The following is a 20,375-nucleotide window of genomic DNA, read 5'->3' on the forward strand; positions in this document are numbered from 1 at the left end:
ATTGCGGCCAGGATGTGTGCCAATGGCCAAGACCCCGGTGATTGCAATCGTGGACGACGACGAAGGCGTTCGCACGTCGCTCGCAAGCCTGGTGCGCTCGCTCGGCTACGAGGCTCACGCCTATGCGTCCGGCGCCGAATTCCTGCGCCAATCGCCGGGAAACGATCCGACATGCATGATCGCGGACATTCAGATGCCTGTTATCACAGGCGATGAGTTGCAAGCGCAGCTGGTTGCCTCAGGTCGTCGTTTTCCCATCATCTTCATGACCGCATTTCCGAGCGAGTTGGTGCGCCAGCGCGTGATGGCGGCAGGCGCACATTGCTTTCTTGGAAAACCCTCGAGCGGCGACGAGATCATCCGCTGCCTCGAAGAGGCGCTGGCAGGCCAAGCGCAGCAATAGTCCATTTTCCGCGCGAACGAGTAACGGCCATCTTCGAATGGCCGGCGTGCATTCCGGCAACCATGTTGGTGGACCGGAAATACCGGTAACCGGCGCAAATCCCATACTTGCGGACAAATCACGACATTGGCAGCGGCGCCCGCCCTGCCGAGGGATGTTGCGCGATGCAAGTGAACTCCATTGGCGCCGCCGTCGGGGCGAGTCCGTTGGCATTCGCCGGATTCCCGGTGAGCTCCTGGGCGTTCGCGCTGCGCGTATGGCTGGCAATGCTCCTTGCGCTTTATGCCGGCTTCTGGCTCGAACTCGAGTCCCCCTCGTCGGCGGCCCTCACCGTCGCGGTCCTGACGCTGCCCACGCGCGGTCAAGGCCTGGAAAAGGCCGGATACCGGCTGCTCGCAACCGCCATCGGAGTGGCGGCGTCGATCGCGATCACCGGCCTGTTCTCGCAGACCGGCGCTCTCCTGCTCGCGGTGCTAGGCATCTGGGTCGGGCTCTGTGTCTATGTGGCGGGCATGCTGGACGGCAATCGCGCCTATGCAGCGGCGCTCGGCTGCATCACCGTCGCGTTGATTGCCATCGAGCAGATCGATAGCCCGCTCCAGGTATTCCCGACCGGCATCGCACGTGGCGCCGCCATCGGCATCGGCGTCCTTGCGGTGGCACTGGTCAACGAGCTGCTGGCCGCACCGGACTATCATCCGGTTCTGGCAAGCCGGCTCGAGGCGCTGCATCGCCGCGTCACGGAATTCGCTCGGGGCGCCATCCGCGGCGATGTTTCGTCCACGCCGGCGGCGGCGGACCTCTTGCATGATATCGCGGCCCTGCGTCCGGAGATCGCGAGCCTCAGCACGGAATCAAGCATCGGCACGGCAAGAACCGCGGCCGCGCGTTCGGCGATGGTGGACCTCGTGGACGAGCTGGCTCTTGCCCGCGCCTTCGCGGCGTTGCCTGCCGCAGTCGCGACGGCACAGGATGATCCAGGCTGCGGCCAATCCAGCTTGATCGCAATTTGCCGGGCCCAGCTGCGGAGCGAGATCATCCGCAGGAATAGCGACGTGCGCGGCAATCTCGGGGCGCTGCGGGCCGGGACGCAGCCTCTCCGGCAATGGCGAGCACCCCTGTACCGATCGCGTCGCATCGCGGCCGAAGGCGCCTTCAGGGCCGCAATCCACTTCGTGCTCATTGCGATCGTTTTCGACTTGGCGGGTTGGCCGAGCACGGAGCTCTGCCTTACGCTGGCCGCAGCCATCATCGCATTGAGCTCGACGACTCCGGATCCACGGGGCTTCACGAGGCTTGCGGCCTTTGCCATGCCCGTCGCGTGTCTGCTGGGCGGCATCCTGAAATACCTCGTCTTCAACGGCGTATCCGAATTTCAACTGCTGGCAATCGGCCTCGCACCCGTCGTGATCGGCATGGCGCTCCTGATCACGCTGCCAAGCCGCACGCTGTCCTCGCTCGGCCGGCTCATCCTGGTCTTCATGCTGGCCGTTCTCGCGCCGAGCAATCCTCAGAGCTACGATCCAGAGGTGTTTCTGGTGACGTGCCTGTTTTGCCAGCTGGCCGCGCTGCTGGCCTTTGCGGCACAGCTTCTGTTGCCTTCCTTGTCGAGCGAGCGACGGATTCAGCTGCTGCTGGCCGCGGCGCGCCGCGAGCTGAGGCGGCTGGACTTTGGGCATGCCCGGCATCCGGCACCCGAGGAAGCTGCATTTCGCGATGCCACGCAGATCGAGCAGATCATGTCGGCCGGCGGCAGTTCCGTCGCCGGTCAGCAGGTGGTCGCGGAGGCCATGCACTGCTTCGACCAGGCAGCGGCGCTGCGACGGTGTCATACCGAATTGGAGCGGCTGGCGGCGGGGGCACTTTCCGAGGCGGCGGGCGCCGCTCGAGCTGCCCTCACCTCGCGAAACGGACATACAATCCTCGCCGCCGCTGAGGCGCTGCAACGGGCCGCACCGCAAGCTCATGTGTCGTGCGATCCGATCCTGGCCGCGCTCGTCCGGGCAAGCACCGCATTCGGGTGCCAGCAGCCTCTCACCGGCTCCAGCCAGGAGAGGCGGCCATGACGAACACCTATCGGGAGCTCGTCATCGGCGGCGTGCTCATCGCCCCCATCGTCTCCTATGCGGCAACGGCGCTGGTCGCGTTCCTGTTGCTTCGCCCGGTGTTGCGGTTGGTTGGGTTTACCAGATTTTTCAGCAACCCGTCGCTGGCCGAGCTCTGTCTCTACGTGACGATGTTCGGCCTGTTTGCGCTATTCTTCTAGGGAGAAACGTCATGGGTGTTGCCCAGGCCCGAGATGCCGCCCCGCGGCGCCACGATGACGCGACGGTTGAAACACCTTCGGGTGCCGACACGATCGATCGTTCCGATCTCGACGAGCTCGTGGCACGCGACACCAGCGATCGCGGCACGGAAGGCGACTGGCAGCCCGTGCCATCGACGAGGTCGCGGCGGCGGGCCATCGGGCATTTCTTGGCCAGTGCCGGCAGGCATCTTGCGACTGTCGCCATTGCGCTGATCGCCATCCTGATTTCGGCAGCGACCTGGCAGCATTACGTGACCGCGCCCTGGACGCGGAATGGCAGCGTCCGCGTCCTGGTCGCCAACGTCGCGCCGCAGGTCGCGGGCAAGATCGTCGAGCTGCGGGTGGCCGACAATCAATTCGTCCATAAGGGCGACGTTCTCTACGTCATCGACCCCTTCGATTTCGAGGTCGCTGTCCACGTCGGGAAGGCGCTAGTCGACCAGCGTGCGGCGGATCTGGAGGTGAAGCGGGCCGAGTTCGACCGGCGCCAGCATCTCACCGACCTCGCCACCACGCCCGAGGAGCAGCAGATTTTTGCGGGCAATGCGATGCAGGCGAAGGCCGCCTATGAGGCGGCGGCGCACCAGCTTGCGCAGGCGGAGCTGAATCTGAAGCGGACCAATGTGGTCAGTCCCGTCGATGGCTACGTCACTAACCTCCTGCTGCGCGTCGGCGACTATGCCGTCACCGGCGTCAGCAACGTCTCCGTCATCGACTCCAGCAGTTTCTGGATCGACGGCTATTTCGAAGAGACCAAGATGGCGCGCATCTGTGTCGGTGACCGCGCGGAGGCGCAACTGATCGGCTACGCCAAGCCGATATTGGGACACGTAAAGACCGTGACGCGCGGCATCAGCGTGTCCAACGCCACAGCGGGGACGCAAGGCCTGCCCAACGTCGATCCCATCTACACCTGGGTGCGGCTTGCGCAGCGCGTACCGGTTCGCGTCGCCATCGACACGGTGCCGCCGGACGTGCCGCTCGTCTCCGGCATGACGGCGACCGTGACGATCCGCCAGCCCGACGCGGAGCGCCGAAGCTGGTTTGATCAGGCCCGCGCGAGCCTCGTGGATCCCCTCGCCGACTGGTTCGGTGGAGGCCGCCCTCCCCGTCAGAACTGCCTCCAGGCAGCTTCCGAACAACGTCCCGAAATAGAAGCGCTTCCTATCGCGCGGGAGCCCGCAATTCCTCCCGCGGAGACGATCGCGCCGGGCCTCACCCCGGGCATCGACGCCTCGCCGCGTCCTCGCTGAGCCTGGCAAGGCGCCGAGGCGTATCCCAGAGCGTAACATCGGGGCTCACAGACAAGTCCTTGATGCCCTTGGTCCAATTGGAGTTTTTGCGACATCCGGTCGCACACTGTGCATTTGCAAAATCTAACACCGCTTAAGCATCCCTAACGAGCTTTGCGGCGAGTTCAGACTTATCGTTTGAGCATCGACTTGTTGCATTCGGCAGTTCAGCGGCCGTCACGACGGCAGTGGAACCCAAGAGACGGGACGAACGATGCTCACCGATATGCCCGCGGCCGGCACCCGGTCGACGTATCAACCCAGCCCCCGCGAATCCGACTCTCCGCGAGGGGCGCGCGTATTTCTCCAGGAACGGAAGTGGCGCAGGCCTGAACAACGCCTCGCCACCGAGGACATCACGATCTCGCGCTGGACCTGTGCTCCGACCGCGGTGAAACACGAAGACGCGACAACGCCTCCGGACCGCTATTTCTTCTCCATCGCCTTGAAGACAACCCGTCTCAAGCTGAGCAGAGGCAATCAGATTGTCTTCGACGGCATCATGCCGGCGGGCACCCTCTATGTCGGTGCGCCGGCGAAGCAGATCAGCGCGCAATTCTATGCACCGTGCGATTTTCTGCACTTCCACGTGTCCGCCAGCTACTTTCTGTCGCCGCTGCCCGGAACGGATCCCGTCGCGCATGAAAGCCTGAACGATCTGGTTCTGCTGCGCGACCCGTTCGCCGAGCAGCTCGCAAAGGCGCTGACCGAACAGGGCCATTTGGCCGACCAGGAATTCGCGCACTGCATCGGCCAAACGCTGGCGATGCATGTTGCCCGGCGCGAACTGCCGCGCACCAAGGTCAACGCCTTGCCGAAATGGCGGCTCCGTCGGGTCGAAGAGTATGTCAGAACGCGCTTCGACCGCAGCATCAGCCTGTCCGACCTCGCCAAGGTCGCGGGACTATCTCGCATGCATTTTGCGGCGCAGTTTCGCGCTGCGACCGGGTACCGGCCACGCGAGTATTTGCTGCATCAGCGCATCGAGCATGCGAAATCGCTGTTGTCGAATTCGGAGACGTCTTTGGCCGAGGTGGCACTGGCCGTCGGTTTCTGCACGCAAGCGCACTTCTCGACCGTCTTCAAGCGCATCACGGGCGACACCCCGGCACGCTGGCGATGCGTTAGCCGGAATACGCTGGCCTCGTCCAGGCCTGCCGACAGCGATCCGGCCTCGCCCCGCAAGTCCGTGTCTCCCGCCCTGCCGGCCGCCCCTTCGTGAATCATGCGAAATGAGAAACAGGCTGGGTTCAGGAAATACTTTGCCCGCGCGATCGGTGATGCTGCGGATGTTGCGTGACTTAAGACCCCAAGTCACGGCTCGAGCCTCTCCTCCCAGGCATACGAGCATTAGGGCCGTCCTTCCCCCAAAAGGACGGCCCCTTTTTTTGAAGCATCACGCGCGATCGAAACGCCATCCATGCGAGACCGGACGCGATCCTTAGGCGGCCAGTTGCCGCGCTAGCCAGGCGCGCACGCCCTGAAGGCTCCTGAAATCATCCAGCGAACGTGCCGGAAGATCGGGCCGAACGTCCGCAATCATCCTGCTCAGCGCAGATCCGGGCCCGAGTTCGAGAAACACTGTAGCACCCGCCTCGACACAGGCTTGCAGGCAACTTGCCCACTGCACGGTTTGCGATATCTGCGCAGCGAGCTTGTCGAGACCTGTCCCGGCGGACATCACCGAAGCTCCATCGATGCCGCTCAGCACACGCGCACCGGCAGCCGGCGGGAACGCAACCGACGCCGCCCGCAGGACTTGGCGAAAGGCAACCGACGCTTTTGCGAGCCTTTCAGTGTGTGAAGCAACCTGAACCGGCAAACCGACGATTCTGCTGGCGTTCATCGCCTCCGCGTCTGCGGCAACCTTGTTCAGCGCCTCCCGGTTGCCGCCGATCACAAAGGCATCGCCCGGATTGACGATGGCGACCGCCGCCCCGTGGTGCGCGCAAATCCGGTCGACGTCCTCGCGTGAAAGTCCGCGAACGAATATCAACCCGTCACCGGCCCGCGTTGCAGCATCCATGGCTTCCGCCCGGCGTACCACGAGGTCGAGCGTGGCCGCCGGTTCGAACAGGCCGCCCACGCCCCAGGCCGCGACTTCACCGACGCTATAGCCGGCGACGATGGCACCATGCGGAATGGCGTCTGCGAGCGCGGCTGCCGCAGCCAGCGCCTGGACGGTGCATAGAACCTGGCCGGCGCGGTTGCTATGCAGGGTCTCGTCGGGTTCTCGCCGAACGAAATCACGCGGATCCCTGCCGCCCAGCAATGTCGCAGCATGCTTAAACAGTTGCTCGGCTTCCGGCGCATCGCCCGTAAGGGCGAACATCTTCCGATGTTGCCTGCCTTGCCCCGAGCACAGGATCGCAAGCGTCATTGTCACCGCCTAGTTCGGAAACAGCATTGCGATCGCAATCGCCAGGGTCACGACGCTGAATCCGGTGCTCGCGATGACCATGGAGCCCACCGTTGCCGAATCCAGCCGGTAGTTCACGGCGAACAGGATGCCGAAGAAGCCCGAGGGTACCGCGGCAAGCAGAACCGCCGTCTTCGCGGTATCGGGAGCGATCGGAACCACGTGAATGACTGTCACGGCGAGCAGCGGCCGGACGATGTTCGAGGCAATCGTTGCGACGACGATCCTCCAATCCAGCCGGAAGGACTGCGCCGACAGGATGGCTCCAGTGAGAAAGAGGGCTACACCAGCGGCCGCATTCCCGATCAGCGCGAGGCACGCATGGGCAAGCGCATCCAGATTCAAATCCGACAACGACAGCAGGATACCGAGCGCGGGCGCCAGCACGACCGGCTTTGTCACCGCGCGCCAAACCGCCATGACGACTTGTCGTCCGGACATTTCGGCACCGCGTGCCTTGACCGCCTCCATTTCAGCCACGATCAGGGTCAGCGGACTGATCAGGATCGAACCGGTCGCCAATGCGACGGCAACCGGGACGGTGCCAGCAGGCCCCACGACCGATGCCACGATTGGAAGGCCGACTCCGGCCAGATTCGGAAAGCCGATCGTCAGCGCCTGGAGCGACGCGTCGGACCGCGAGACCGAGGAGAATCTGCGCGCGGCAAAGTACCAGGCGACATAGAGCAGCAGCATCGTCACGCCGAGCGCCACGCAGAGCGGAACCTGGTCGATCATCTCGTGGCGCGACGCCGAAGCTGTCGCCGCGAACAGCGAGGCCGGCAGCGCGAAATCCATCACCAGCGCATTGAGAGCGTCGACGTGAAGATTGTCGACGATATGAAACCTGCCGGCAGCGTATCCCAACAACAGGACGAAGAAGACGGGCACCAGGGCCATCAGGATTGCGTTGGACATCATCGGCCCGTTCGCTCATGGGCGTCGACGAAAAGCGTCATGGCAAGAAGGTCGGCTGATCCGCCCGGGCTGAGACGACGGGCGACGAAGTCTTCATGGATCGATCGCGCCCGCGCACGCCAGCCGTCCGCGCGCACGCCGCCGACATCGATGAATCGACGCGCGGCGCGATGCGCGAAACGAAGGCCCTCAAGTCCGCCCCGATGCAGCAGATTGGTGTCCTCGACGGATGCGATCAACGCGAAGCACGCTTCGACCCGAGCGGATTCCACATCGTCTGGCGCAGCGCGCCTCCGCAAGGCTGGCAGGCCGATACGGTAGACGCTGGGGAAGCCCTGCGCAGCCTCGATACGGGCGCCGCCAGCGTGAAAGCGGCGGCGGACGGCACTGCCATGGCTGTGCAGCAGCACCGGACCGTCGAGGATGCTGCTGCCCCAGAGGCGCGCCACGACATGGCCGAGCCGCAATGCCGGATCGACCACCCCGCCGGCCTTCGCGCCGGCCGCCGCGCACAACAGGCCGAGACCGAAGATCGCGCCGCGATGCGTGTTGACGCCGGAGGTCGCCGCGAGCATCGCCCGCTCGGCTTCAAGGCCGATGATCCGCAGCTGTCCCATGCCGCAACCAAGCGCGCCCGCATCGGCGAGGCGTTGAAAATGAGGCCTGATGGCCGCAGCGCTGCGGCGAAACGTGTCCACATCCATGTCGTCGTGGCTGCCGTTGTCGACATGGCTCACGAGACCCGGCTTGGGCCAGGTTTCCAGCTCCAGGACAAGGCAGTCGGCGGCGACGTCGCCGATTGCGGAGGCATCGGACGCAATTCCCGTCCGGCGTGGAGCGAGCGGTTCAGCGCTCCGCAAGGCCGCGGTGATCATGATCGCGTCACTCCCGAAATGAAGTCGTCCCTGTCGCGCAAAGTGACGCCCTCGATGCTCTTGACCAGAATCTCGCTCGCGCCTGCCTGGAACTCGCGCCAGTTCACCGCGGCACCCTCGGCGTGCATCAGCTCGCCATCGAGCCGCATTGGCGCTTGGCTCTCGATCGCAGCCAGATCGGCGACGAGACGATCCAGATCCGTTTCGGGGCTGGTCTCGAGCAGGAGGTCGAGATCCGAGCCCGCGGTGACGTAGTCGAGCCCGGTCAGCGTCTCCCATGCCAGGCTACCGAATACGCGCGCGTGCGCCGCATGGCGAAGCGCGAGCTCGTCGAGCTGGTCGAGGGTCATCCGCCAGTGCGGTGGTGCGGACGCACGCGCTTTCTTCAGTGACGGGGGTCGCGCAACCGCGACGATGTCGTCGAGGCCGGCGAGAAAAGAGAGCCGTTTCTTGCCGGCAGAGGGCGGCAACGGGAGCCCCAGCGCGAGGCCGGCTGTCTCGCACGGCAGGGCACGCCGCCTGATCGTCGGCCATCCCAGCTCCGCCCAGTGCGCAACAAGAGGATCGCACCCAAGATCGCCATGCAGATCGAGCATCGCGCGCCAGCCATCCGGGCTGACGAAGACGAGATCGTGACGGCCGGCCGGCCGTTCACCGGGTTTGCAGGGCGAGGTCACGAACGCGCTCCGCGATATCGACGGCCTTCACCCGGCCACCACGCTCCTTGCCGAGCGCATCCCGCTTATCCTGGACGGCCGGCATGTCGGCCAGCAGTGCCTCCATCTGGCCAGCAAGCGAGACCGCACTGCTCCATGTCATGTGAACCGCGCCCATTCGGGCGAGATTGGACAGACCCGGGGCAAACACCGGCGTCGATTTCGCCTTCTCCTCCAGCGCCTCCATCGACAGCTTGGTGACCTTCGCCATCGACGGCAGGTCCATCACGGCGGGGTCGGCGCCGGGCAATCCGACCAGCACACGGGTTGCAAGGCCCGTGGCAAGCAGAGCGCCCGCAGCCGAGTGACCATAGAGCAGGCCAATGGTCGCGCGGCCGTTCATGTCCGCATGGATCAGCACCTTGGCGAGATGCGCCAGGAATTCGTTCAGCCCGAGCAGCTCGTCACGCTTGCTCATGCGCTGACTGTCACTGTCGACGAGAACCAGGATGGGCCCGGTGTCCCGGCCGACGGACTCCAGCACATATCCGGAGAGTCGGATGGCCTCGTCGATACCGAGCGCCGTTCGATCCGCGATGCCAACGACGAGCATCCCGGTGCCGGAGCGCAGCACGGCCGAGCCGAGAACGACGCCTTCGTCGTTTCTGACGTCATGGCCGTCCGGGAAAAGCGATGCGAGAACATCATCGAGCGTCACGGCTGGTCCTCCCGATCCTGTTGGCGAGTGCGATGAACAGGTCAGCCGACAGCTCAGGGACCCTCTCCGCGTGTGCGATGCCTTCCGCCGTCCAGATGTCGACGGCGTCCTCGCAGCCGCCGAAACTGCGCAACCTGTCGGCAAGCCGCGCCTGCTCCGCTCTCAGCCCGTCGAGGCCGAAAGGCCCGACGAGGCTGAGCAGCTCGAGCGCAGCCTCGCGGAAGTCCTGGACGGTGTCGTCGGCAAAGACGTCGGCGGCGCCGAGCAGCCGGCGATGCTTGCCTCCCATTGTCCGCCACACCAAAGCGCGATCGCGGGAGTCGAACTCCTCGACGCCGCGATTGGTCTCGATGACCTCCGGGCCCGAGACCGCGATACGCCCGGGCTCCGAGACGGCGAGCGCGGAACAGCAGCCCGCGATCAGGCCGCCCCCGCCATAGCATCCTGAGCGCCCTCCGATCAGACCGATGACCTTCGCACCCGCGATGCGCGCCTCCATCACCGCCCGCATGATCTCGGCGATCGCGAGCTCGCCGGCATTGGCCTCCTGCAACCGGACACCGCCGGTGTCGAACAGGATCAGCACCGGGATCGATCCGATCTCGCGCGCGGCGCGGAGCAGCCCCGTCAGCTTGGCGCCGTGCACCTCGCCGAAGGCGCCACCCATGAAGCGTCCTTCCTGCGCGGCAACGAACACGGGCGAGCCGTCGAGGCGGCCGTGACCAACGACGATGCCGTCGTCGAACTGCTCGGGAAGGTCGAATATCCTCAAATGCGGACTGACCTCACGCTGCTCCGGTCCGATGAATTCGACGAAGCTGCCGGCATCGAGCAGCAACTCCAGCCGCGTGCGGGCCGATGCCTCGTTGAAGCTGGTGCTACGGGCCCGTTCGGCCGGGATGATGTCCTTCAGCGGCGCAATCATTGGCCATTCCCCTCGATCAACCGGACCGCCTGCGCCAGGCGAAGCGAAACCGTGTCAGGACGCGCGCCACCATCATTGATGGAGAACTTCAATCCACCGGGCGAATAGCGCTCGACGAAATCGTCGATCACAGCGCTCCAGACCTCGCCGAAGCCGACCGCCGCGGTTTTGATCTCCAGGGCGCAATCCGCGTCCGGCAGGCTGCGCTCCACCAGCACTTCTAGATTGCCCGAAGCGACCACGCCGACGATCGCGCTCTGCCTGGTGCCGCCGGCACGCGCGCGTGCCCGGTGTTGAAAATTGAGATCTTCCATGACCGTCCTCACCAGTTCCTGAATTTCGACGGCGGCGAATAGAGCCCGCCCGACCAACGCACGAGATCCTTGATCGAGCGCGCCGCCAGCAGACTGCGATCGGCATCCAGCGGATTGATGCCGAGATCCTCGGGACGGCGGATCACGCCACGTTCGCGCAGGCACGCGACCATGTTGCGATCGCGCCGGCGACCGACATCGGTGTAGCCCGCGACGCCGCGAATGGCCTGCTCCCGCTCCTGCGCGGTGCGGCACAACAACAGGTTCGCCAGGCCTTCCTCGGTCACAATGTGGGTGACGTCGTCGCCATAGATCATGACCGGCGCGAGCTCGAGCTTCAGCTTTTCCGCAAGCTCGATCGCCTCGAGCTTCTCGACGAACAACGGCACGTTCTTGTCACCGAATGTCTCGCCGATCTGCACCACCAGCTTGCGGCCGCGGCGCAGCGGGGCCGGACTGTCGGGATCGGCCTCCGCTCCAGCCTTCAGCCAGGGCTCGCTCGGGTGACGCCGCCCGCGCGCGTCCGCTCCCATGTTCGGAGCCCCGCCGAAGCCGGCGATACGCGAAGTGGTGACGGTCGACGAATTTCCTTGCAGATCGATCTGCAGCGTCGAGCCGATGAACATGTCGCAGGCATAGAGTCCTGCCGTCTGGCAAAAGGCCCGGTTCGAGCGCAGCGAGCCGTCGGGACCGGTGAAGTAGACGTCAGATCTGGCACGGATGTATTCATCCATGCCGACCTCCGAGCCGAAGGAATGGATCTGCCGGACCCAACCGGACTCGATCGCCGGAATGAGCGCGGGATGTGGGTTCAGGGCGAAATGGGTTGCGATCAAGCCCTTCAGCCCAAGCCGCTCGCCGAAGGTCGGCAGCAGGAGTTCGATTGCAGCCGTACTGAAGCCGATACCGTGATTGAGCCGCTGCACGCCATAGGGCGCATAGATGCCCTTGATTGCCAGCATCGCGGTCAGGATCTGTCCCTCGGTGATCGCAGCCGGATCGCGCGTGAACAAGGGCTCGACAAAGAACGGCTTATCGGACTCGACGATAAATTGGACGCGGTCGGCCGGGATATCGACACGCGGAACTTTCTCGACGATCTCGTTGACCTGGGCGATCACGACACCGTCCTTGAATGCCGTCGCCTCCACCACGGTCGGCGTGTCCTCGGTATTCGGACCGGTGTACAGATTTCCCTCGCGGTCGGCACTGACGGCGGCGATCAGCGCGACGTGCGGCGTTAAATCGATGAAGTAGCGGGCGAACAGTTCGAGATAGGTATGGACCGCTCCCAGCTCGATCTTGCCACCGAACAGCATCCGCGCGATACGCGCCGACTGCGGCCCGGAATAGGCATAGTCGAGCCGCTTGGCGACCCCGCGGTCGAACAGATCCAGATGTTCGGGAAGGACAACACCCGACTGCACCATGTGCAGATCCTTGACCCTGGAGAGATCAACGGCGAGCAACGCGCGACTGAGCAGGTCGGCCTGCTTCTGGTTGTCGCCTTCCAGGCAAACGCGGTCGCCGGGCCTGATCACCGCCTCCAGCAGGCGTGTGGCGTCTTTCGCCTCGACGATCTTCCCGTGTGCAAGTCCTGCACCGGCCGCAATGCGGGCATCGCGCGCGGCCCGGCCCGTTTGCCAGCTCGTCATGACTTTCGCTCCTTCGCGACGCTCGATCTGCGCCGCGGCGTCCGCGGATTGCCGTGCCTCGGACGGAGTCACGACGGCCGCCGTCTTCTCGATCACGCTCATGGAAATCTCCGCATTGGGTGGTCAGGCTGGCGGGAGTGCTGTCTCTCCCGCCGCCCTTCCCTCCGCCGGCCGTGCGTCAGGACCGGCAAAATACGTCGTCAGCGCGTAGCCGGCTGCTGGAGGCTGCGTGCGGCGCGGGTGATGACGGCCGCCACTTCCTTCGGATGCGACTCGTAGACCGAATGGCTGGCACCGGGGATCACGGTGATCTGGCTCTTGGCGCGCTCGTAGTACCAGCGCTCGAGATCCGGATTGATGATCTGGTCGCTACCCGCCACGACGCCCCAGCTCGGCTTGGTCTTCCACGCGGCCGCCGTCAGCGGTGTGCTGAACACCTGCGTCGCCGCCAGGACCTGGGAGCGCGCCACGAACTCGGCTCGCTCGCGCGGCAGGTCGGGCGCGAATAATTTCGGGAACTGCACGGGATCGAGATAGGTGAACTTGTCGGGGGTGACCTTGATGACGCCCTCGGTCTTTCCAAGCACGCTCGGCGTCTTCTTGCCCAGCGCGGATTCATCTTCGCCGACGTCAGGCGCGTGCGCGGCGACATAGACGAGACCGACGACATTGGGATGGACTCCGGCCTCGGTGATGATCGAGCCGCCGTAGCTGTGGCCGACGAGGAGCGTCGGGCCATCCTGAAGATCGAGTACCCGCTTGGCCGCCGTGACGTCATCGGCGAACGAGGTCTCGGGCTCCTGCACCATCGTGACGCGGAAGCCTTCCTTGATCAGGATCTCGTAAACAGGCTTCCAGCCGGACGCATCCACCCAGGCGCCGTGCACGAGAACGATGTTCTTCGGTGGTTCGGCGCGTGCCGGGACGACGGTCGAAAATAGCGAAAGGGCGGCTGCGAAGGCGAGGCAGGCGTTGAGAGGTTTCATGTCAGGATCACTCCGGGTTGGAATGAGGCGACACTAGTTTCGACGCTTCCCTGCGTATTTTCTCAAACAACGCGCTCTTGCCACTTCGCACGCCAGGACGCGCCCCTAACCGAGAACGCCCCTCGCGCGCCCCTCGAGCGCGACCTAAGTGAGCCACGCATTTGGAGCGGAGACACACCATGCGTGCAGACATTCACGATATCGGGAAGACCAGAATTGCCATCGTGACCGGCGGCAGCCGGGGATTGGGCCGAAGCACCGCCCTGGGCCTCGCCCGTCGCGATATCGATGTGATCATCACCTATGAGACGAACCGCCTAGAGGCAGGCAAGGTCGTCGACGAGATCGTCGGTGCCGGTCGTCGGGCAATTGCCCTTCAGCTGGACGTCGGCCGAGCGGCTTCGTTCGGCGACTTCGCACGAGAGGTCCAACAGGCGCTCGAACAGTTCGGAACCGACCGGGTCGACTATCTGATCAACAATGCCGGCACCTCACATCACGGCACTTTCGACGGAACCAGCGAAGACGAGCTGGATGCACTCTACAGCGTCCACTTCAAGGGTGTCTTCCTGTTGAGCCAGAAACTGCTGCCGCTCATGAGGGATGGCGGACGGATCGTCAACGTCTCGACGGGTCTCACGCGCATCGTGATACCAGGCAGCGCCGCCTACGCGTCCATGAAGGGCGCGGTCGAGGTGCTGACGCGCTATATGGCGAAAGAGCTGGGACCACGCCGCATCGCCGTCAATGTCGTGGCTCCCGGCGCGATCACCACCGACTTCAGCGGCGGCATGGTTCGCGACAATCCTGACATCAACAAGCGCGTGGCCGACATGACGGCGCTGGGGCGCGCCGGCGTGCCCGACGACATCGGTCCGATGATTGCTTCGCTGCTGTCCGAGGACAACCGCTGGGTCAATGCCCAGCGCATCGAGGTTTCCGGCGGCATGTCGATCTAGGCACCGTCCGATACCGAGACCGCTTCGCGCCGTGCGTAGGCGAAACGGACGACGTTCATACACGAAAGACGGCTGGTATCAATTCTGTCACTCAAGAGCCTCCCACTTTCGATCGGCGATCGCATAAAGGACCGGCATATGACGACATCAACCTCACTCATCCGGATCGGAATCGTCGTTTCCGTCCTGCTTCAAGCGGCGTCCCCGGCTCATGCGGCGTCCTGCGAACGTTCGATCGCGCGGGTGCAGGCCCAGCTGGATGCAGCCATCGAGAAGAACGCCGGCGCCGACGGCTGGGGCCCCGAAAGCCTCAGTGCGCTGCGCGGCCATCAACCGACGCCCCGATCTCTGGCGCAGGCCGAAGGATCCAGCGGCGTGCATCTTCAGGTCGCGCTCGATGCACTCGATCGCGCGCGTGCCGCGGATCGCTCCAGCTACATCACCACGTGCCGCCGGCAGCTTTTTCGGGCGAAGCTGATCCTTCGGAGGCAGGCCCAGTAATCCCAACGGGCATGGGTCTGGATCGTGCGACCCGACAGCGGGACGTGCATTCAGGGAATACCGGTGCATCCGCCGCTCACTATCCTCCGGTGCAGATGAAAGTATCCGGAGCCAATCATGCGAGAACAGCTCTCGTCGGGCGGCGGTCACACAAACCGCACCAGATCGCGTCGTTTCCGATCGGTGTGTCCGAGCACGGTGTTGCTAGCCGGCATCCTATGGTTCGTCGCGGCTGCCGCGGTGGCGCAAACGGCCTTGCCGGGAGTGCAACCTTCGCCCGGCATGGGCGCGACCTCACCGTTGAATCCGGCATCGAGCCGGCCTGAAGGCATTCCGCTGGGCTCGACCGAAATTGCAACGCCCGGTGTGTCCCCGCTCAATCCCCTGCAAGGCATGACGAACTGCGCCGGCTCCGGCAATGCCGGATCATCCGGCGCCCTCTTTGACGGCGGCGGACTGTCCGGCGGCTCATCGACGACTTGCACGAGCGGGGCGACACCTCCGTCCGCTCTGCCCTCATCATCATCAGTCGGACGCGTCGGCATTCCGCTCGGCTCGACCGAGCTCGGCGGCGCCGGAATCAGCCCGTCCGTGGCGGTGCCCGGCCCGACCCCGCTCGGCAGCGCAGGGGCCACCAACGGCTTCGGCAATCCCTGACTCATCGAGGACCACACCGTGAAACGAAACCTCACCATCGCCCTGCTCGCTCTCGCCGCGATCCTCGTCGGAGCGGGCTTCTGGTTTTTCGGCACGGACCGGCAGCCGGTCGTCGCCGCCGCGCCCGTGCCCGCCGCCGTGCCGGTGGTTGCGGCCACCGTCAGGGGCAAGGATGTTCCGATCTATCTGCGCGGCATCGGCACGGTGATCGCCTACAACACCGATGTCGTGCGCAGCCAGATTCAGGGACAGATCGTCAAGATCGCCTTTACCGAGGGACAGACAGTCAAGGCCGGCGATCTGCTCGCCCAGATTGATCCGCGGCCGTACCAGGCTCAGATCGAACAGCTCACCGCCAATCGCGACAGGGATCAGGCGCAGCTCGCAAATGCCGAGGCGAACCTGTCTCGCTACAATCAACTCGGCGACAAGGGCTATGCTACGCCGCAACTGATCGAGACGCAGACCGCGCAGGTCGCGCAGCTCAAGGCCGCCGTGAAGGCCGACCAGGCGCAAATCGATCAGGCCAACGTCCAGCTCAGCTACACGCGTCTGACCTCGGCCATTCCCGGCATCACGGGCGTCCGCCAGATCGACGTCGGCAACGTGATTCATCCGACCGATCCGAACGGTCTCGTGGTCGTCACCCAGATCGAGCCGATCTCGCTGCTGTTCAACCTGCCGCAGACGGATCTTCCCGCAATCCAGGAGCACGCCGCAAAGGGAGCGTTGAAGGTCATCGCCTTCAGTCAGGACAACAAGATGAAGCTCGACGAAGGCACGCTGCTGCTGGTCAACAATGAGATCGCGGGGACCACTGGCACCGTTCAGCTCAAGGCGGAATTCCCCAACCACGAGCACCGGCTGTAGCCGGGACAGCTGGTGAACGCGCGTCTGCTGCTGGAAACGCGCAAGGATGCCCTGACGGTGGCTGGATCGGCAGTTCAGCAAGGTCCGAACGGCAGCTATGTCTACGTCGTGTCTGCCGATCAGACGGCTGCCTTGCGTCCCGTTCACGTCGTCGAGATCAGCGACGGGCAGGCTCTGATCGACCAGGGCCTGAAATCGGGCGACGTCGTCGTGGTGGATGGCCAGTATCGGCTGACGGAAGGAAGCCGCGTCCGAGAGCTGCACGGCAAGGCGGCGCGCGAAGCCGATCTGCAAAGCGCCGTGCAGGACGCGCTCCCATGAACCTTTCCGCGCCCTTCATCCTGCGACCGATTGCGACAGCTCTGCTGATGGCAGGTCTGCTGCTGCTCGGCCTTGCCGCCTATCCGCTGCTGCCGGTCGGCGCCCTGCCAAACGTCAATTACCCGACAATCCAGATCTCGGCGCAACTGCCCGGCGCCGATCCGGGCACCATCGCATCGTCCCTGGCCACACCGCTCGAACAGCAGCTCAGCCAGATTCCCGGTATCACCCAGCTCACCTCGTCCAGCGCGCTCGGCGTGGCACAGCTCACAGTGCAGTTCGAGCTGTCGCGCACGGTGGACAGCGCCGCGGTCGACGTGCTGGCCGCGATCAACGCCGCCAGCCCCTTTCTGCCGCCGAACATCCCCTACCCGCCGACGATCCGAAAAGTGAATCCCGCGGAGACGCCGATCATGCTGATCGCGCTGACGTCGGATTCGCTGCCGCTGACCACGGTGGACGCCTACGCGGAAAACATCCTGCTGCCGAAGATTTCGCAGGTGCCCGGCGTGGGTCTCGTCGGAATCGGCGGCCAGCAGAAGCCCGCGATCCGCGTCCGCGTCAATCCGCAGGCGCTTGCCGCCCGCGGCATCGGCCTCGAAGACGTCCGCAGTGTGATCGCCGGCGCCAATGTCGACTCGCCGAAGGGCACGCTCAACAGCCCGCGCGTCACCTACACGCTGAACACCAACGATCAGCTCCTGAAACCATCAGCCTACGAGGACCTCATCATCGCCTATCGCAACGGCTCGCCGGTGCGCATACGCGATATCGGCACGGCGATCGAGGCCCCTGAAAACGACCTTCTCGCCGGCTGGTACGGCAAGGAACCCGCGATCATTCTCGCCGTCCAGCGTGTCCCTGGCGCCAATGTGATCGAGACGGTCGACCGCATCAAGAAACTACTGCCGACACTGCAAGCTTCCGTTCCGCCAGCGATCAAGGTGACGATCGCTGCGGATCGCACCGCCACCATTCGCGCCGCGGTGTCCGACGTCCAGTTCACACTGATGCTCACGGTCGCATTGGTGGTGATGGTGATCTTCCTGTTCCTGCGGAATTTCTGGGCTACCCTCATCCCGGCGATCACGGTTCCGCTGACGCTGATCGGCACGTTCGCGGTCCTCTACGTGCTCGGCTACAGCCTCGACAATCTCTCGCTGATGGCACTGTCGATCGCGGTCGGGTTCGTGGTCGACGATGCCGTGGTGGTCATCGAGAACATCGTACGTCATCTCGAGCAGGGCATGACGCCGATGGACGCGGCGCTCAAGGGCTCCAGCGAGATCGGCTTCACCATCGTCTCCATCACCCTGTCGCTGATCGCGGTCTTCATTCCGTTGTTCCTGATGGGCGGGTATGTCGGAAAGCTGTTCCAGGAATTCGCAGTCACGATCACTGCCTCGCTGCTACTGTCGCTGGTGATCTCGCTCACCCTGACGCCGATGATGTGCGCGCGACTCCTGAAAGATCAGTCGAGGAAAAAGCACGGCCGGCTTTATCTGCTGCTCGAACGCGGCTTCGATGCGTTGCTTGCGCTTTACGCGCGGGGCCTTCGCGTCGTGCTGCGCCATCGCTTCGTGACACTGCTCGTGATGCTCTCGACGATCGCGCTGACCGGCTATCTCTACGTGATCATCCCGAAAGGCTTTTTCCCGCAGCAGGACACCGGGCAGATCGTCGGTAACACCGAGGCTGCCCAGGACATCTCCTTCCCCGCGATGTCCGAACGTCAGCAGGCGATTGTCGACATTCTCTCGAAGGACCCGGCGATCCAGTCGGTGGCGAGCTATATCGGTCCGGGGGGGCCGACGGCAACGCTCAACCAGGGACGCATCTTCATCGTCCTGAAACCCAAGCCCGAACGCAAGGCAAGCGCCGATCAGGTGATCGAGCGCCTCGGGCCCCGGCTCGCCCACATCCAGGGTATCAGGCTCTACATGCAGGCGGCGCAGGATATCACCATCGGCGCCCGCCTGTCGAAGACGCAGTATCAATACACCCTGACGGACGCGGATTCCGACGAGCTCACCCACTGGTCGGCGATCTTCCTGGAGAGGCTCCGTGCGCTCGACGTCATCACCGACGTCGCAAGCGACCAGGCCAATGCCGGTCCGAGGCTCGAGGTCACCGTCAATCGGGAAGTCGCCTCCAGCTTCGGTATCCTGCCGACGACGATCGACAACGCTCTCGACGACGCCTTCGGCCAGCGCATCGTCTCCACCATGTTCACCTCTCTGAACCAATATCACGTCGTCATGGAGGTCGATCCACGCTTCCAGTACGGACCGGAGGCGCTCAAGGACATCTACCTGAATTCGGCTACCGGCCAGCAGGTCCCCCTGAGCACGCTGGTCCACGCCGTCATCAAGCCTGCGCCCATCCTGATCAATCACCAGAGCCTGTTTCCCTCTGTCACGATTTCGTTCAACCTGCGGCCCGGCGCTGCGCTCGGCGATGCGGTGACCGCGATCCAGAAGATCGAGAAGGACACCGGCAAGCCCGCTTCGCTGTCGACCTCGTTCCAGGGCAATGCGCAGGCGTTCCAGTCTTCGCTGTCGGGCACGCCGCTGTTGATCGGCGCGGCGCTGATCGTGATCTATATCATTCTCGGCGTGCTCTATGAGAGCCTGATCCATCCGATCACGATCCTGTCGACGCTCCCTTCGGCCGGCATCGGCGCGCTGCTGCTGCTACTCGCGGTGCACATGGATCTCAGCGTCATCGCCATCATCGGGATCATCCTGCTGATCGGCATCGTCAAGAAGAACGGCATCATGCTGGTCGATTTCGCCCTCGAGGTGGAGCGCGAGCACGGACTGAGCCCCGAGGAGGCGATCTACCAGGCCTGCACGCTCCGCTTCCGCCCGATCCTGATGACGACGATGGCGGCGCTGCTCGGCGGCGTGCCGCTGATGCTCGGTACCGGTACCGGCGCGGAGTTGCGCCAGCCGCTCGGCTACACCATCGTCGGCGGCCTGATGCTCTCGCAGATCCTGACGCTCTACACCACGCCCGTGGTCTATCTCTATCTTGACAAGCTCGGCAACTGGTTCACCGGATCCAAGCCGCGTGCGACCGAAACACCGAGCCCGTCCCCGACCGACGCAGATACAGGATTGAGCCATGAGTCCGCTTGACGGGGTGGCCACCGGCATGACGGCGGAAAAGCTGGTGACCGTCACCCCCGAGATGACTGTGGGCCATGTGGTGGCCGCCATGCCGGCAGTGTACGGCACGCCGACGATGATCCTGCACATGGAGATGGCCGCGGGATCTGCGATCCAGCCGTTTCTGCCGGCCGGGCATGTCAGCGTCGGGATGATGGTCAACGTCCGTCATCTGGCGGCAACGCCCGTCGGCCGGAAGGTGCGCGCGGTGGCGCGGGTCGTCACGGTCGAGACCAAGAGCGTCGTCTTCGAGGTCGAAGCCTGGGACGGCGATCGCAAGATAGGCGACGGCACTCACCGGCGCGGCATCGTCAACGTCGCCGAATTCGAGCAGCGGTTCGGCGTGACGCGACCGGCGGTCGCGATCACGTAGAGCTCCAGCCAGAGACAATTGCGACCGGCTAGATCCCGTCAAATCTCAGCTCCGA

General features: G+C 64.5%; 21 protein-coding genes. 12 read left to right on the plus strand and 9 right to left on the minus strand.

Features of this window, described 5'->3' with window-relative positions; genetic code table 11:
- Positions 1-22 precede the first annotated feature (22 nt).
- From GA0061098_RS01325 to GA0061098_RS01345, 5 genes are all read left to right on the plus strand, one after another.
- Positions 23-403: a response regulator transcription factor gene (locus GA0061098_RS01325; RefSeq protein WP_165637089.1), complete on the plus strand. Its 381-nt coding sequence runs from the start codon at positions 23-25 to the stop codon at positions 401-403.
- 164 nt (positions 404-567) lie between these two features.
- Complete coding sequence (locus tag GA0061098_RS01330) at positions 568-2,469, plus strand: FUSC family protein (protein ID WP_091952598.1); 1,902 nt, start codon at positions 568-570, stop codon at positions 2,467-2,469.
- The gene (locus tag GA0061098_RS01335) at positions 2,466-2,669 is read left to right on the plus strand and encodes a DUF1656 domain-containing protein (RefSeq protein WP_091952601.1); all 204 of its coding nucleotides are present in this window, start codon (positions 2,466-2,468) and stop codon (positions 2,667-2,669) included. The genes GA0061098_RS01330 and GA0061098_RS01335 overlap by 4 nt, the downstream gene beginning before the upstream one ends.
- An 11-nt stretch (positions 2,670-2,680) precedes the next feature.
- Complete coding sequence (locus GA0061098_RS01340; protein WP_091952603.1) at positions 2,681-3,964, plus strand: HlyD family secretion protein; 1,284 nt, start codon at positions 2,681-2,683, stop codon at positions 3,962-3,964.
- Between the two features lie 253 nt (positions 3,965-4,217).
- The gene (locus GA0061098_RS01345) at positions 4,218-5,225 is read left to right on the plus strand and encodes a helix-turn-helix domain-containing protein (RefSeq protein ID WP_091952605.1); all 1,008 of its coding nucleotides are present in this window, start codon (positions 4,218-4,220) and stop codon (positions 5,223-5,225) included.
- A 219-nt stretch (positions 5,226-5,444) separates the two neighbouring features.
- Here GA0061098_RS01345 and GA0061098_RS01350 read toward each other — a convergent pair whose 3' ends face one another.
- The 9 genes from GA0061098_RS01350 to GA0061098_RS01390 form a co-directional block, all read right to left on the minus strand.
- On the minus strand, positions 5,445-6,383 hold the full coding sequence (locus tag GA0061098_RS01350; protein WP_091952607.1) for an acyltransferase domain-containing protein: 939 nt from the start codon (positions 6,381-6,383) through the stop codon (positions 5,445-5,447).
- A 9-nt stretch (positions 6,384-6,392) separates the two neighbouring features.
- On the minus strand, positions 6,393-7,343 hold the full coding sequence (locus tag GA0061098_RS01355; protein ID WP_091952609.1) for an AEC family transporter: 951 nt from the start codon (positions 7,341-7,343) through the stop codon (positions 6,393-6,395).
- Positions 7,340-8,215, minus strand: a complete 876-nt coding sequence (mdcB, locus tag GA0061098_RS01360; RefSeq protein WP_091952612.1) for a triphosphoribosyl-dephospho-CoA synthase MdcB — start codon at positions 8,213-8,215, stop codon at positions 7,340-7,342. The genes GA0061098_RS01355 and mdcB overlap by 4 nt, the downstream gene beginning before the upstream one ends.
- On the minus strand, positions 8,212-8,892 hold the full coding sequence (gene mdcG / locus GA0061098_RS01365) for a malonate decarboxylase holo-[acyl-carrier-protein] synthase (protein ID WP_091952615.1): 681 nt from the start codon (positions 8,890-8,892) through the stop codon (positions 8,212-8,214). The genes mdcB and mdcG overlap by 4 nt, the downstream gene beginning before the upstream one ends.
- The gene (gene mdcE / locus GA0061098_RS01370; protein WP_091952617.1) at positions 8,867-9,589 is read right to left on the minus strand and encodes a biotin-independent malonate decarboxylase subunit gamma; all 723 of its coding nucleotides are present in this window, start codon (positions 9,587-9,589) and stop codon (positions 8,867-8,869) included. Before mdcE ends, mdcG begins: the two co-directional genes overlap by 26 nt.
- Positions 9,576-10,514, minus strand: coding sequence for a biotin-independent malonate decarboxylase subunit beta (locus GA0061098_RS01375; RefSeq protein WP_165637090.1), 939 nt, complete (start codon positions 10,512-10,514; stop codon positions 9,576-9,578). Before GA0061098_RS01375 ends, mdcE begins: the two co-directional genes overlap by 14 nt.
- Entirely contained in the window at positions 10,511-10,828 is a 318-nt protein-coding gene (mdcC, locus tag GA0061098_RS01380; RefSeq protein WP_091952619.1) for a malonate decarboxylase acyl carrier protein, read from the minus strand. Before mdcC ends, GA0061098_RS01375 begins: the two co-directional genes overlap by 4 nt.
- An 8-nt stretch (positions 10,829-10,836) precedes the next feature.
- A complete protein-coding gene (gene mdcA, locus GA0061098_RS01385) occupies positions 10,837-12,483 on the minus strand; it encodes a malonate decarboxylase subunit alpha (protein ID WP_091953876.1) in 1,647 nt (548 codons plus the stop codon).
- A gap of 200 nt (positions 12,484-12,683) precedes the next feature.
- On the minus strand, positions 12,684-13,469 hold the full coding sequence (locus GA0061098_RS01390; protein WP_091952622.1) for an alpha/beta hydrolase: 786 nt from the start codon (positions 13,467-13,469) through the stop codon (positions 12,684-12,686).
- A gap of 179 nt (positions 13,470-13,648) precedes the next feature.
- On the opposite strand from GA0061098_RS01390, the gene GA0061098_RS01395 reads away from it, so the two are divergent.
- From GA0061098_RS01395 to GA0061098_RS01420, 7 genes are all read left to right on the plus strand, one after another.
- Entirely contained in the window at positions 13,649-14,428 is a 780-nt protein-coding gene (locus GA0061098_RS01395) for an SDR family NAD(P)-dependent oxidoreductase (protein WP_091952625.1), read from the plus strand.
- Between the two features lie 138 nt (positions 14,429-14,566).
- Entirely contained in the window at positions 14,567-14,929 is a 363-nt protein-coding gene (locus GA0061098_RS01400) for a hypothetical protein (RefSeq protein ID WP_091952628.1), read from the plus strand.
- Positions 14,930-15,046: 117 nt separating this feature from the next.
- Complete coding sequence (locus GA0061098_RS44675) at positions 15,047-15,586, plus strand: hypothetical protein (RefSeq protein WP_165637091.1); 540 nt, start codon at positions 15,047-15,049, stop codon at positions 15,584-15,586.
- An 18-nt stretch (positions 15,587-15,604) separates the two neighbouring features.
- Entirely contained in the window at positions 15,605-16,456 is an 852-nt protein-coding gene (locus GA0061098_RS01410; protein WP_245323132.1) for an efflux RND transporter periplasmic adaptor subunit, read from the plus strand.
- A 12-nt stretch (positions 16,457-16,468) separates the two neighbouring features.
- Positions 16,469-16,777, plus strand: coding sequence for a permuted SH3 domain-containing protein (locus tag GA0061098_RS45925; protein ID WP_245323133.1), 309 nt, complete (start codon positions 16,469-16,471; stop codon positions 16,775-16,777).
- Positions 16,774-19,917, plus strand: a complete 3,144-nt coding sequence (locus tag GA0061098_RS01415; protein WP_091952631.1) for an efflux RND transporter permease subunit — start codon at positions 16,774-16,776, stop codon at positions 19,915-19,917. The genes GA0061098_RS45925 and GA0061098_RS01415 overlap by 4 nt, the downstream gene beginning before the upstream one ends.
- Positions 19,904-20,320: a thioesterase family protein gene (locus GA0061098_RS01420; protein ID WP_091952634.1), complete on the plus strand. Its 417-nt coding sequence runs from the start codon at positions 19,904-19,906 to the stop codon at positions 20,318-20,320. Before GA0061098_RS01415 ends, GA0061098_RS01420 begins: the two co-directional genes overlap by 14 nt.
- Positions 20,321-20,375 lie beyond the last annotated feature (55 nt).

The organism is Bradyrhizobium shewense, from assembly GCF_900094605.1.
Lineage (GTDB): Bacteria > Pseudomonadota > Alphaproteobacteria > Rhizobiales > Xanthobacteraceae > Bradyrhizobium > Bradyrhizobium shewense.